The sequence below is a fragment of the Rhodobacter sp. P2_H5 genome, from assembly GCF_056403335.1.
Window position 1 is genome coordinate 115356 of record NZ_JBFUFS010000001.1, and the last position, 12788, is coordinate 128143.

The 12788-nt window shown below is 66.4% G+C and carries 11 protein-coding genes; all 11 read right to left on the minus strand.

Features of this window, described 5'->3' with window-relative positions:
- Window positions 1-25 precede the first annotated feature (25 nt).
- The 11 genes from AC1DVR_RS00575 to AC1DVR_RS00625 are packed head-to-tail and all read right to left on the minus strand — an operon-like array spanning window position 26 to window position 12775.
- Window positions 26-811, minus strand: a complete 786-nt coding sequence (locus AC1DVR_RS00575) for an SDR family oxidoreductase (protein ID WP_477998566.1) — start codon at window positions 809-811, stop codon at window positions 26-28.
- 45 nt (window positions 812-856) lie between these two features.
- Window positions 857-1630: an SDR family NAD(P)-dependent oxidoreductase gene (locus AC1DVR_RS00580; RefSeq protein ID WP_477998567.1), complete on the minus strand. Its 774-nt coding sequence runs from the start codon at window positions 1628-1630 to the stop codon at window positions 857-859.
- Window positions 1631-1640: 10 nt separating this feature from the next.
- The gene (locus AC1DVR_RS00585; RefSeq protein ID WP_477998568.1) at window positions 1641-2975 is read right to left on the minus strand and encodes a dihydroorotase; all 1335 of its coding nucleotides are present in this window, start codon (window positions 2973-2975) and stop codon (window positions 1641-1643) included.
- An 18-nt stretch (window positions 2976-2993) separates the two neighbouring features.
- Complete coding sequence (locus AC1DVR_RS00590) at window positions 2994-4685, minus strand: thiamine pyrophosphate-requiring protein (RefSeq protein WP_477998569.1); 1692 nt, start codon at window positions 4683-4685, stop codon at window positions 2994-2996.
- On the minus strand, window positions 4678-5613 hold the full coding sequence (locus AC1DVR_RS00595) for an allantoinase PuuE (protein ID WP_477998570.1): 936 nt from the start codon (window positions 5611-5613) through the stop codon (window positions 4678-4680). Before AC1DVR_RS00595 ends, AC1DVR_RS00590 begins: the two co-directional genes overlap by 8 nt.
- Window positions 5613-6656, minus strand: a complete 1044-nt coding sequence (locus AC1DVR_RS00600) for an NAD-dependent epimerase/dehydratase family protein (RefSeq protein WP_477998571.1) — start codon at window positions 6654-6656, stop codon at window positions 5613-5615. The genes AC1DVR_RS00595 and AC1DVR_RS00600 overlap by 1 nt, the downstream gene beginning before the upstream one ends.
- Window positions 6657-6683: 27 nt before the next feature.
- Window positions 6684-7433: an SDR family NAD(P)-dependent oxidoreductase gene (locus tag AC1DVR_RS00605; protein WP_477998572.1), complete on the minus strand. Its 750-nt coding sequence runs from the start codon at window positions 7431-7433 to the stop codon at window positions 6684-6686.
- Window positions 7430-8863 (minus strand): dihydropyrimidinase, encoded by a 1434-nt coding sequence (gene hydA / locus AC1DVR_RS00610; protein ID WP_477998573.1) that lies wholly within the window; start codon window positions 8861-8863, stop codon window positions 7430-7432. The genes AC1DVR_RS00605 and hydA overlap by 4 nt, the downstream gene beginning before the upstream one ends.
- A complete protein-coding gene (locus AC1DVR_RS00615; protein ID WP_477998574.1) occupies window positions 8853-10901 on the minus strand; it encodes a dipeptide ABC transporter ATP-binding protein in 2049 nt (682 codons plus the stop codon). Before AC1DVR_RS00615 ends, hydA begins: the two co-directional genes overlap by 11 nt.
- Before the next feature lie 2 nt (window positions 10902-10903).
- Complete coding sequence (locus tag AC1DVR_RS00620) at window positions 10904-11758, minus strand: ABC transporter permease (RefSeq protein ID WP_477998575.1); 855 nt, start codon at window positions 11756-11758, stop codon at window positions 10904-10906.
- Window positions 11759-11761: 3 nt separating this feature from the next.
- The gene (locus tag AC1DVR_RS00625; RefSeq protein ID WP_477998576.1) at window positions 11762-12775 is read right to left on the minus strand and encodes an ABC transporter permease; all 1014 of its coding nucleotides are present in this window, start codon (window positions 12773-12775) and stop codon (window positions 11762-11764) included.
- Between the last annotated feature and the right edge of the window lie 13 nt (window positions 12776-12788).

The window sequence follows — 12788 nt, forward strand, 5'->3', positions numbered from 1 at the left end:
CCCGACGCAAGCTATGCGCGATGCGTCAGACGCTGGCGATCAACCCGCCATCCACCCGGATCACCGATCCGGTCAGATACGACGCCCGCGCGCTGGCCAGAAAGGCCACCACATCGGCATATTCCTGCGGATCGCCATAGCGCCCGACCGGGATCGAGGCCGTGCTCGCGGCAGAGACGTCTTCGACCGCCTTGCCCTCGCGCTTGGCCTTCTGTTCGTCCAGAAAGGCGATGCGTTGGGTGGCGACGCGGCCCGGCAGCACGATGTTGGCGGTGATCCCGTCGCGCCCGACCTCGCCCGCGAGGGTCTTGGACCAGCCGAGCAGCGACATCCGCAGGGCGTTCGACAGGCCAAGATTGGCAATCGGCGCCACGACGCCCGAGGAGGTCGAGGTGATGATCCGCCCCCAGCCCTTGGCCTTCATCCCCGGCAGAACCGCATCGCTGATCGCGATGACCGACAGGACCATCGCATCGAAGAACTTGCGCCAGCTTTCCGCCGATTGGCCCGAAACCAGCGTCGGCGGCGGGCCGCCCGTAATGTTGACCAGGATGTCGACCGTGCCAAACTCCGCCTCGATCCGGCCGAGGTTCGGGCCGATCACCGAAAGCTCGCCCAGATCCCAGGCCAACGCCAGGGCGCGGCCGCCCGCCGCGGTGATTTCGGCCACCGTGGCATTGGCGGCCTCCTTGTTGATGTCAGCCACGGCGACGGCCACGCCCTCAGCGGCCAGCGTGCGGGCAATCGCCCCGCCCAGCCCACCGCCCGCGCCGAGGACAAGCGCGGTTTTACCCTTGATCCCAAGATCCATGGTCAGTCCTTTTCTCCGGTCGTGCCGGGGTTTGGGGAAGGTGGTTCAGCCGGCCATCCAGCCGCCGTCCACCAGAAGGTTGATGCCGGTGATGTAGCTGGCCATGTCGCTGGCCAGAAACAGCGCCGCCCCCGCCACATCCCGCGGCTGGCCAAGTCGCGGCCAGGGGGTGCGCAGGCGTGAGTAATCCAGAGCGCCGGGGTCATTGGCGATGCCCGGCTTGCCGGTGATGATCTTGCCCGGCGCGATGGCGTTGCAGAGGATGCCGTCTCCGGCGTGATCCACCGCGATCTGCCGGGTCATCTGCACGATGCCGCCTTTGCTTACGCCATAAGGAAAGTCGCCCGGACAGGCGACCATGCCATGCTGGGAGGAGATGTTGATGATCCGCCCGCGCACCTCGTCCACCGGGTCCTGCGTCAGAAATTGCTGGGCCGCGCGTTTGCAGCCGTAAAAGAACCCGGTCAGGTTGACCCCGATCACCCGCGCCCATTGCTCGGGCGTGGTCTGTAGCAGCGTGGTGGAGGTATAGATGGCCGCGTTGTTCACCATCAGATCGAGCCTGCCAAAGGCCGCCACGGTCTGGCTCACCAGCGCATCGACCTGCGCCCAATCCGAGATATCCACGTTCAGGTACAGCGCCTTGCCGCCTTCCGCGCGGATCAGGTCGGCGGTGGGCATGCCGCCCTCGATCGGGGTTTCGATCACATCGGCCACCACCACGCTGGCCCCCTCGGCGGCATAGCGCAAGGCGATGGCTCGGCCTATGCCAGAGCTTGCACCGGTGACGATGGCGACTTTGTTCTGCAACAACGGCATCTGATGTCCTTCAACTCTGGCTGATGACGACATGGCCCTGCCCCGCGGCGATCAGCCTGCCTTCGCTTGCGATTCGGGTGCCGCGCAGGAAGACATCGGTCAGGTATCCGGGAACCTCCCAGCCGTCGAAGGGCGTATACCCGGCCTTTGTGGCCTGATCGGCATTGCGGATCACCGTGGTCCGGGCGAGGTCGATGACGGCAATATCGGCATCCATCCCGGGGGCAATCGCGCCCTTGCTGGCGCCCAGGCCAAAGCGTCTGGCCGGGGTAAAGGCGCAGATCCGCGCCAGATCGGGCAGGCCGATGACACCTTCGCCCACCAGTTTCAGCATGGTCGCCAGCAGGGTCTGCATCCCTGGCATCCCGCCCGGGATATCGGCGAAGGCTTTGTAACTGGCCGATTTTTCGACGGGCGTATGGGGGGCGTGGTCGGTGGCCATGATGTCGATTAACCCTTCGGACAGGGCTTCGCGCAGCGCCTCCACATCCTGCCGCGACCGCAGGGGGGGCGAGCCCTTCATGCCCGCGCCCTGCACCGTGTAATCCTCGGCGGTGAAGAACAGGTTCTGCGGCGTGGTCTCGACACTCGCGTCACACAGGTCGCGCATCCGGCGCCAGACGGCGACACCGGCGGCGGAGTTGATCTGGCGGACATGGACCCGCGCCCGGGCCTCGGCCCCGGCAATCAGGGCGCGCGCGATGCCCCCTGCTTCGGCCAAAGGTGGGCGGCTGGCGAGAAAGGCCGCAATATCCGTACCCTTGTCGCGGGCGGCACTGCCCAGCAGGATCGACTGGTCGCCGGGCGAGATTCCCATCAGAATGTCATGCCGCGCCAGTGCCCTCAGCGTCTGCGCGACGCTGTCGAGGCTGTCGAACATGAAGGCTTGCGGCACATCGGCGGTGAACAGCTCCAGCGAGACGGGGCGCAGGGCGATCAGCGCCTCGGCTTCGGCCAGCCCTTGCGTCAGCACGGCCTGAAAGCCGACATCGACCTGCAAGCGCCCTTCGGCCAAAGCCATCTTGCTGGCCAGCCGGGCGGCGGTGTCGGTCCAGGGGTCATCAGTCGGCATGTCCAGCACGGTGGTCACCCCACCCAGCGCCGCCGCAGTGGTGCCAGAGGTGAAATCCTCCTTCTGGGTCAGGCCGGGGTCCCGCAGATGGGCATGGGCATCGACCAGCCCGGGCAAGAGGTGCTTGCCCGAGACATCCAGCCGGGCCAGAGACTCGGCCTCCGCCCCTGGCGGCAGCAGGGCCGCGATACGCCCGCCGGCCATCGCCACATCGGCGCGAAGGCTGCCAGAGGCGTTGACCACCGTGCCGCCCGCCAGGATCAGATCAAACATGGGGCCATCCTTCCGATCCTAGCACAGCCCGGCGAGGCGGGGTTCTTCATGGGTCACCACCTCCACCAGGGCGGCCTGGCCCTGGCGCACGCGGGTCAGGGCGCGCAACAGGGCGGGGCGGATGCCGCCGGCGAGGGTGACGCATTCGCCATGGCCGCCCAGCGCTTCGGCAATCGGGGCATAGGCGCCCGACATCCGGTTGGCGCTGTATTTGCGCGTGGCGACCGGCATGCTGGCGGCATAACCGCCCAGCACATGGTTGCGCAGCACCACCGTCAGGATCGGCAGGTTGCAGCGGATCGCGGTTTCAAAATCCCCCGCCACCATGCCAAAGGCCGATTCGCCCATCAGATTGACCACCGTCGCCTCGGGCCGGGCCAGCTTGGCCCCCAGCGCGAAGCCCAGCCCGCTGCCCAGCTGCGTGGTCTTGCCCCAGCCGATGTAGCTGCCCGGCACGGTGGCCTGATAGAAAGGGGTGAACTGGTCGCGCGGATTGCCCGCATCATGCGTGACGATCGAGGTGGCGGGGTCCAGCACCTGCATGATCTCCCACACCACGCGGTAGGGCGAGATCGGGTCGCTGTCGGCCAGAAGATGCGGCACCCAGCGTTCCAGAAAGGCGGCGCGAACCCGCGCGATTTCGGCGGCAATCGCCTCGCGTCCTTCAGGGCGCAGGCGGTGGTCGCGGATATGGGCGATCATCTGGTTCAGGACCGCGCGGGCATCGCCGACCACGCCCTGCACCACCGGGTAATCCTTGCCCAGATCATCCGGCTCGATCGAGACCTGCAGCAGGATCTTGTCCTTGGAAATTGGCAGGATGTAATGCGACCGGGTCAGGCTGGTGCCCAGCGCCAGCACCACATCGGCCTTGGCCATGAAGTGATCGACCATGGCCGGCCGCGCCCGCCCGGCGGTGCCCAGCGCCAGGGGGTGATCCTCCGGGAAGCCGCTTTTGCCATTGGGCGTCGTCATCACCGGAATGCGCAGCAACTCGGCCAGGCGGACCAGTTCGGCGCTGGCGCCGCTGGCCAGCACGCCTTGCCCGGCGAAGATCACCGGGTTCTGCGCGGCCAGCAGGGTCGCGACCATCTCGGCCACCTCTCCGGCATCGGCCTGGGGCAGGCTGCGGCGCGGGCTTTGATAGGCCTGCAGCACCGGCTCCAGCTTTTCGGCCAAAAGATCCACCGGCAGTTCCAGCAATACCGGCGCCGGGCGGCCATTGCGCAGGCGCGCGATGGCGGTGTGCATCAGCTTGGGCAGATCCTCGATGCGGAGGGCGGTTTCGGCCCATTTGGTGATATGGCGGAAGTTGCGGCTGGCCTGAAAGTTCGGCGCCACGGCTTCGGCGCCACGCGGATAGCCGGTGGGCAGAAACAGCAGGGGCGCCCCGTCGTTATAGGCCTGGGCGATGCCGCCAAAGGCGCTTTCGGCGCCGGGGCCATATTGCACGGTGACCACGGCGAGGCTGGCGTCCTGGGTGGTGCGGGCATAGCCCTCGGCGATATTGGCGGCCACGCGCGGGGTGCGGGTGATCACCGGGGGAATATCCAGGGCGGCAGCAGCGTCAAAAAGCTCGCTGTTGGGAAAGCCGATGATCTGGCGGACCCCTTCGGCCTTCAGGATCGCAGCCACCACTTGCGCGCCGGTCAGCGCCTGGCCTTGGGTGGCCGCCTCGCCGGGTTTCGGCATCAGTTGGGTTTCAGCCATGATGGGCCAGCCAGTGCCGGGCAATATCCTCGCGCCGCATGAAGGCGGCGCCGGGCGATTTCACCACATGGTCGATCACATCGCGCAGCCCCGCCGCACGGTTGGGCTGGCCCATCCAGCGGGCATGGACGCAGATCGTCAGCATCCGGCCTCCGGTCTCCTCCGCCTCGTCCAGCATGTAATTGATCGCGGCGCGGCAATCCTCGGCAAAGTCGCGCGGGTTGCTGTAGCCGGGGGCGATCAGGAAGCGGCTGTCGTTGAGCGTCTTGGAATAGGGCACGACGAGCAGCCGAGTGCCGCCGTGGTCCATGAAATAGGGCAGATCGTCGTTGCAGGGGTCGGAGTAGTAAAGGAACCCGCCCTCCTGCACGATCAGGTCGCGGGTGTTCACGCTGGGGAAAGACCGGCAGTTCCAGCCCATCGGCCGCCGCCCGGTCAGCTCCTTGTAAAGGGCGATGGCCTCGTGCAGCTGGCGCTCCTCTTCGGCGCGGGGCAGGGTGGAATATTCGCTCCAGCGCAACCCGTGGCCCAGAAGGTCATGGCCGCGCGCATTCATCCATTCGACCACCGCGGGGTTCTTTTGCAGCGCCACGGCGCAGGCCGAGACGGTGACTGGAATCTTGTAACGGTCGAACAGCCGGGCCAGACGCCAGACCCCGGCGCGGCTGCCATATTCGAAATGCGTCTCGGTGCCGAGGTCGCGGACCGGCGGGCTGTTGGGGATGTTGTATTCGCCCCAGTTGTCGTTGCGGCCATCCTCCAGCCAGGAATATTCGGCGCCCTCTTCGTAGTTCAGCACCAGATTGATCGCGAGCTTGACCCCGCCCGGCCAGCTGACCCGCGGCGGGTTCGGCCCGTAGCCCACGAAATCGCGCGGCTGGCGTTCGGTTCTGGTCAGGTCGGCGGTGGTCTTGTTGGCGTCGGACATCAGAGTTTCCTCCCCTGCGCTGCGTCCTCGTTTTCGAGGATCCAGTCCATGTAATCGTGAAAGGCCTCCCTGCCGGGCCTTGCGCGCCAACCGGTGTCGCGCTCGATCCGGGCGGTGTCATAGGCGCCCCACATGCCGCCTTTGAGGGCCGGGTCCTGGATGACATTGGCCGTCTCGTGCGGGCTGACCTCGACCCGGAGGTCGGGGCGCCTTTCGCGGGCCCAGTCGATCACCTCGCCAATCGTGGCCGTGGTGCCGCTGCCGATGTTGTAATGGCGGTAGCGGAGTTGTGGTGCGTCGAGCAGGGCGATCATCGCGGCGGCCGCATCGGTGGAGTGGATGTAGTCGCCCACCGGATCCAAAGCGTTGGGGCGGATCACTTCGCCCGCCAGTGCCATATGGGCCACGCGGTTGGGTACATGGCGGAAGTTGCGGCTTTCGGTGGCGCGGTCCATCGGCCCATAGACCGAGGCGAGCCTGACCGACAGGGCCGACAGCCCGAAGAGGTCGGCATAGCGGTTCACCACCATCTCCGAGGCGAATTTGGAAATGCCATAAAGCGTCAGCGGAGCGACATAGCCATCCTCGGGCAAAGGCTCCGACGCCCAGTCCGGGCCGTTGTGGCGATAGATCGAGCCGGAGCTGACATAGAGGAACCGCTTTACGCCGGGGCTCTGCCGCGCCCATTCCAGCAGGCGGACTGTGCCCATCAGGTTCACATCGACGATGCGGGCGGGGTCCTCGGCCTCGGGCTGGCGCTTGGCCTCGCCGGCGGTGCCGCGTGAGATGGGGGTGATCGTGGCGCCGTGGACCACGGCTGTGATGGCGTGGGCGTCCAGCGCCTTGGCCCAAGTCGAAGGGTCAAGGACATCGGCGCTGATCACCGTCAGCCTTTCGCGCACCGGGGCGAAGAAGCGTTCGGCCATCGCATCCAGCGGCGAGCGGTCAAGGATCACCGCCCTGGCGGCCGGATCGCGGTCCAGCCAGGCGCGGGTCAGAACGCTCATCACAAAGCCGGTGCCGCCGGTCACAAGAAGGGTCATCGCGTTATCCAATCCATAACAGTCACATCATCGCGTCGCGTAGCCGCCATCGACCAGCAGGTCCGTCCCCGTGACGAACGAGGCGTCGGCGGACAGAAGAAAGGCGGCGGCGGCGGCAATCTCTTCGGGTTGGGCGATGCGGCCCAGCAGATGTGCCGGGCCAAGGCCTTTATCGGCAGCCTCCAGATCCGGCCAGCGTTGCAAAAGCCGGGCCGTGGCGACCGCGCCGGGGGAAAGGGAGTTCACCCGGATGCCCTGATCCGCATGATCCACCGCCATCGCCTTGGCCAGATGCACCAGCCCCGCCTTGGCCGCGCAGTAGGCGACCGCCTTGCCGACCGCGACATGGGCGAATTGCGAGGCAATGAAGACCACCGACCCGCCGCCGCCTGCGATCATCAGGGGCAGCGCCGCCTTGCTGACCAGAAAGGCCCCGGTCAATGAGACGTCCAGTTCCAGCCGCCATTGGGCAAGGTCCAGATCCACAACGGTGCCATCCTTCGACGGGGCGGCAGCGTTATGCACCAGCCCGTCCAGCCTCCCGAAACGAGCCTTGGCCGCAGCCACCACCGCGTCGAGCGAGGTGCTGTCCGTCACATCACATTCAAGGCCAAGCGCCATCGGCCCAAGCCCTGCCGCCAGACTTGCCACCTGATCGCCCGAACGGTCGCAGCAGACCACCGTGCCACCCTCATCCAGACAACGCCGCGCAATCGCCGCGCCAATTCCGCTGGCTGCGCCGGTGATCAGGATCACCTTTCCCGCCAGTCGCTTCATGACGCCAGCACCGAGGACAGGCCCTGTTGCGGCACGAAGGGGCGGCTGCGGGCGATGAACCGGCCGCGTCCGGGTGTGGAAAGCACCTGCCCATCCGCCCAGACCACCTCGCCGCGCGAGATGGTCACCACGGGCCAGCCACGCAGGACTTGGCCTTCATAGGGCGTGTGGTCGGTGGCATGGTGCAACAGGTCGTTGGAGATTGTAACCTCCCGGTCGGCATCCCAGATCGCCAGATCAGCATCCGCGCCAAGCGCGATCACCCCCTTGCGCGGGTACAGCCCGAAGAGCTTGGCGGGCTGGGTCGCGGTCAGATCGGCGAACTTCTGCAAGGAGATCCGCCCGCCGTTCACCCCGGCAGAGAACATCAGCGGCAGCCGGGTTTCGATGCCGGGAATCCCGTTCGGAATCCGGGTGAAAGGCGTGTCCGGCCCGCCTGCGATCTTGTCGGCGTAGTTCCACGGCGAATGGTCGGAGGTCACGATATCCAGCGTGCCGTCCAGAATGCCGCGCCAGATTTCCGGCTGGTTCGACTTGTCGCGCGGCGGCGGGGTGCAGACGCATTTGGCGCCGGAAAGGTCATGGGTGTCGATATCCTCGGCCGAGAGGAACAGGTACTGCGGGCAGGTCTCGGCAAAGATCGGCAGGCCGCGGGCCTTGGCGCGGCGGATCTCCTCCACCGCCGCCGCTGCCGCCACATGGCTGATCAGGATCGGCGTCTCGATCAGCTCCGACAGGCTGATGGCGCGGTGGGTCGCCTCGCGGTCGCCGATCGGCGAATGGGCCTTTTCGTGATAGCGCAACTGGGTTTTGCGCGAGGCCACGAATTTCTCGGTCAGCCAGCGGATGCAGGCGTCGTTTTCGGCATGGACCATGACCATCGCGCCCTGACTGCGGGCGAGGTCCAGCACGTTCAGCACCTCGTAATCGTCCAGCTTCAGCCCGTCATAGGTAAGGTAAATCTTGATCGAGGTGCAGCCCGCCGCGATCAGCGCCGGCACCTCGTCGCGCAGCACCTCGGGCGAGGGGTCGCCGATGATCAGGTGGATGCCGTAGTCGATATGCGCCTTGGGCCGCGCTCTTTCGTGGTAATCCTCGACAATCGCGCGCAGCGACTGGCCGCGCATCTGCATCGCAAAGGGCACCACGGTGGTCGTGCCGCCGCACAGGGCCGAGCGGGTGCCGGTGCTGAAATCGTCGGCGGTGGATTTGCCCTCCCAAGGCTGCTGGTCCATGTGGCAATGGGTGTCGACGCCGCCGGGCAGGACGAGCTTGCCTTCGGCCGAAACCTCCTGCGCGCCTTTGGGCAGGTCGGGCGCGAGGGCTGCGATGCGGCCGTCGCGAATGCCGATGTCGAGGGCCAAGGTCGCCTCGGGGAGGACGACACGGCCACCGCGGATCACAAGGTCGAAGGCGGGTTCAGCGGGCATGGTGGGCTCCATCAAGATCGGACCGCAGGTCGGCGGCGGGGATGTGGCAGCTGACCTCGTGGCTGGGCGAAAGCCTGCGCAGCGGCGGCGGTACGGTGTCGCACAGGACGCCAAGCTTGCGGTGACAGCGGGTCGCAAAGCGACACCCGGCGGGCAGGTTGACCGGGCTGGGCGTGTCGCCGGTCAGGTGGATGCGGTCCTTGGGGCGGTCGTCGGGGTTCGGGCTGCGGATGGCCGAGATCAGCGCCTGAGTATAGGGATGGTTCTGGCCACCGAAGACCTCCTCCACGCTGCCCTGTTCCATCACCTGGCCGAGGTACATCACCACCACCTTGTCGGCCACATGCCGCACCAAAGCCAGATCATGGCTGATGAACAGCATGGTCGTGTGCTTCTCGCGCTGGATATCCAGAAGCAGCGTCACCACCGCCGCCTGCACCGAAACGTCCAGCGCCGAGACCGGCTCATCCGCCACGATCAACGCCGGGTCGGCGGCAAAGGCGCGGGCGATGGCGATGCGCTGCTTCTGGCCACCGGAAAGCTGGCTGGGCTTGCGGTTGGCCAGGGCGGGCGACAGGCGCACCATTTCCAAAAGCTCGGTGACCCTCTGGTCGATCGCCGCCTTGCCAACGCGCACGCCGAACTTCTTGATCGAGCGGCGGATGGAGAAGGCGGCACTATGCGCCGGGTTCAGCGTGCTGTCCGGGTTCTGGAAGATCATCTGCACCGCCTGCAAAAGGGCACGCGGGCGGTCCTTGGCGGCGAGCCTGGCGATATCCTCCCCCGCCAGCCAGATATGGCCGGAGGTCGCGCGGTCCAGCCCGGTCACGATCCGCGCCAGGGTGGATTTGCCGCAGCCGGATTCGCCGACCAGCGCCACGATCTCTGCCGCGCCGGCGGTAAAGGACACCGCATCATTGGCCTTCAGCGTCTTGCGGCCGCCGACCTTGTAGGTCTTCGACAGATCCGTGATCGCAAGTTCATTGCCAGGCGACGGTGCGAGATCGGGGAGAACTTCGGACACCGGCCTGACCCATGTCAGGTCCTCGGCCCGGGCGCAGCGCACCAGATGGCCCGCACCAACCGGCGCCATCGCCAGAGCCGGGTCATCACACAGGCCGCGGGTGAAACCGGCGCAGCGCGGGGCGAAGAAACAGCCCGTGGGCCGGTCCTGCGGCTGCGGGATCTGGCCGGGGATGGCGGCCAGCGCGCGGCTGGTCTTGTCGTGGTGGATGTCGGGGATGCAGTCGATCAGCCCCTGGGTATAGGGATGGCGCGGGTGGCGGAACAGATCGCCGGTCGTCCCCTCCTCCACCATCTCGCCGGAGTACATGATCCCGACGCGGTCACAGGTTTCCGCAATCAGACCAAGGTTGTGCGAGATGAACAGCAGGCTGGTGCCATATTTCCGGCGCAGATCGCCGATCAGGTCGATCACCGCCGCCTCCACCGTCACATCCAGCCCGGTGGTCGGTTCATCCAGCAAGAGAAGCGAGGGGCGTGCCAGAAGGGCCATCGCGATGACAACGCGCTGCTGCTGGCCACCCGACAGCTGATGCGGATAGCGGCGCAGCATCTCGCCCGGGTCGGGCAGGCGCACATCGGCCAGCATCGCCTCGGCCATCGCCACGGCCTCGCGGCGGGAGGCGCCCAGATGCAGCAGCGGCACCTCGGCCAGCTGCGCGCCGATGGTCTTGACCGGGTTCAAGGCGCTCATCGGGTCCTGGTAGACCATGGCGATGCGGCGGCCCCGGATCGTGCGCAGCGCCTTTGGGCTGGCGCCGACCAGCTCCTGCCCCTCGAACCGGATGCTGCCGGAGGCGACGATGCCCGTAGCACCCAGATAGGACATGATCGCCATCGCCGTCGTGCTTTTGCCGCAGCCGGATTCGCCGACCAGCCCATAGGCCTCGCCCGGCCGGACATGGAAGGACAGGCCGGGGACCGCGACCACGGTGTCCGTCTTGCCGCGAAACTCGATCCGCAGGTCCTTGACGGTCAGGAGGGCGGCGTCCTGCGGGGGCAGGGTGGGGCTCATGATCATGGTTTCCACGCCTCGCGCATGCCATCTGCCAGAAGGTTGAAGCCCAGCACCAGGCTGACCAGCGCGGCCGAGGGGAACAGCGACATCAGCGGCCAGACGTTGAGAACGGTGACGCTTTCCTTGACCATGCCGCCCCAATCCGGGTTGGGCGGCGGCAGGCCAAGGCCCAGAAAGCCCAGGATGCCGATGGTGATGATGGTGTAGCCGATCCGCAGACAGCCATCGACGATCAGCATGCTGCGGCAGTTCGGCAAAAGCTCCACCAGCATGATGAAGGGCGTGCTTTCACCGCGCAGCCGGGCGGCGGCGATGTAATCCTGCTCTTTCAGGCCCAGAACCAGCCCGCGGGTGATCCGCCCGATGCCGGGGGCCGAGGCGATCGTGGTCGCGATCACGATATTGACCACCGAGGGCCCGATATTGGCGATCAGGATGACGTAGATGACCAGCACCGGGAAGGCGAGGATGATGTCGGAAAACCGGCTGATCAACATGTCGATCCAGCCGCCGTAATAGCCCGCCACCATGCCGAGCGTGATGCCGACCACCATCGCCACGGCCACAGACAAGGGTGCGACCATCAGCACCGTGCGCGCCCCGAAGATCAGCCGCGCCAGCACATCGCGGCCCAGAATGTCGGTGCCGAGCCAATGGTGCAGCGAGGGATAGGGATTGCCCATCGCCATGACATCGGACTCGGTGGCCGAGGGCAGCGGCAGGATCGGCGCCAGAAGTGCCGCCAGCACCCAGAAGGCCACCAGCACCAGACCGACAGTCGCCGTCTTTGACTGGAAGATCCGCATCCATTGCGGGCGCTGGGCGCGGGCTTTCGGAAGGGTTTGCACGGTCATCGCTCACCTCACCCGGATGCGGGGATCAAGCAGCATATAGCCGATGTCGCCCAGAAGCTGGGTCACCACGGCGATGCCCACGGTGATCAGGGTTGCGGCCTCCAGCGTCGAGATGTCGCCGAACAGGCTCGCATCCAGGATCAGGCGGCCAAATCCGGGGTAGGCGAAGACCAGTTCGGTCACCACAACGCCGCTGATCAGGAAGTTGATCTGCAACAGCAGCACGGTAAAGGGTGCTATCATCGCGTTGCGCAGCGCATGGCCCAGGATCACGCGGCGCGGGCTCATCCCCTTCAGGATCGCGGTGCGGATATAGGGCCGCTCCATCACGCCGATCATCGAAACGCGGATCATCCGGGCGACATAGCCGAAGTCGTAGATCACCAGCACCGCCACCGGCAGGACGAACTGCGACGGGATCGACCAGCCGCCATCGCTGTTGAGAGGACTTGTCCCCGGCAAGATCGGCCACAGGATGACAAACAGCGTGACCAGAAACACGCCCGAGGCAAATTCCGGGATCGAGGTGAAGGTGATGCAGATCACCGAGAGGATCCGGTCCAAAGGCCCGCCCTCTTTCAGGCCCGACAGGATGCCGAAAATGATGGACAAGGGCACAATCAGCGCAAAGGCCAGCCCGGCGAGGATTGCGGTATTGCCGAGCCGGTCCCAGATCACATCATTGACCGGCAGCTTGTTCAGCGTCGAATAGCCGAAGTTGCCAAAATACTGCGCGCCGCGCTTGTCCTCGAAGTTCAGCCCGGTCGCGGGGTCTTGCAGGGGGTCGGGGATCGCCCCCACCAGCACGCCCAGCCAGCGGCCATAGCGGATTAGCAAAGGATCGTTCGCTTTCAGTTTTTCGGTCAGCAGATCCACCTGCTGCTGGGTGGCAAAAGGCCCCAGGGACTTGCGCGCCACACTGCCCGGCGTGAACTCGCACACCGCAAAGACGAGGAACGAGGCGCAGAGCATCGTCACCAGCATCATCGCGATGCGATTGGCCAAGAAAGTCAGCATGGGCGGGGCACTC

Bases quoted from the DNA above. Each gene is read 5' to 3' on its own strand.
- AC1DVR_RS00580 (WP_477998567.1), bottom strand. From the start codon at position 1,630: ATGCCGTTGTTGCAGAACAAAGTCGCCATCGTCACCGGTGCAAGCTCT.
- AC1DVR_RS00575 (WP_477998566.1), bottom strand. From the start codon at position 811: ATGGATCTTGGGATCAAGGGTAAAACCGCGCTTGTCCTCGGCGCGGGC.
- AC1DVR_RS00620 (WP_477998575.1), bottom strand. From the start codon at position 11,758: ATGACCGTGCAAACCCTTCCGAAAGCCCGCGCCCAGCGCCCGCAATGG.
- AC1DVR_RS00585 (WP_477998568.1), bottom strand. From the start codon at position 2,975: ATGTTTGATCTGATCCTGGCGGGCGGCACGGTGGTCAACGCCTCTGGC.
- AC1DVR_RS00600 (WP_477998571.1), bottom strand. From the start codon at position 6,656: ATGACCCTTCTTGTGACCGGCGGCACCGGCTTTGTGATGAGCGTTCTG.
- AC1DVR_RS00595 (WP_477998570.1), bottom strand. From the start codon at position 5,613: ATGTCCGACGCCAACAAGACCACCGCCGACCTGACCAGAACCGAACGC.
- AC1DVR_RS00590 (WP_477998569.1), bottom strand. From the start codon at position 4,685: ATGGCTGAAACCCAACTGATGCCGAAACCCGGCGAGGCGGCCACCCAA.
- hydA (WP_477998573.1), bottom strand. From the start codon at position 8,863: ATGCCCGCTGAACCCGCCTTCGACCTTGTGATCCGCGGTGGCCGTGTC.
- AC1DVR_RS00625 (WP_477998576.1), bottom strand. From the start codon at position 12,775: ATGCTGACTTTCTTGGCCAATCGCATCGCGATGATGCTGGTGACGATG.
- AC1DVR_RS00615 (WP_477998574.1), bottom strand. From the start codon at position 10,901: ATGAGCCCCACCCTGCCCCCGCAGGACGCCGCCCTCCTGACCGTCAAG.
- AC1DVR_RS00605 (WP_477998572.1), bottom strand. From the start codon at position 7,433: ATGAAGCGACTGGCGGGAAAGGTGATCCTGATCACCGGCGCAGCCAGC.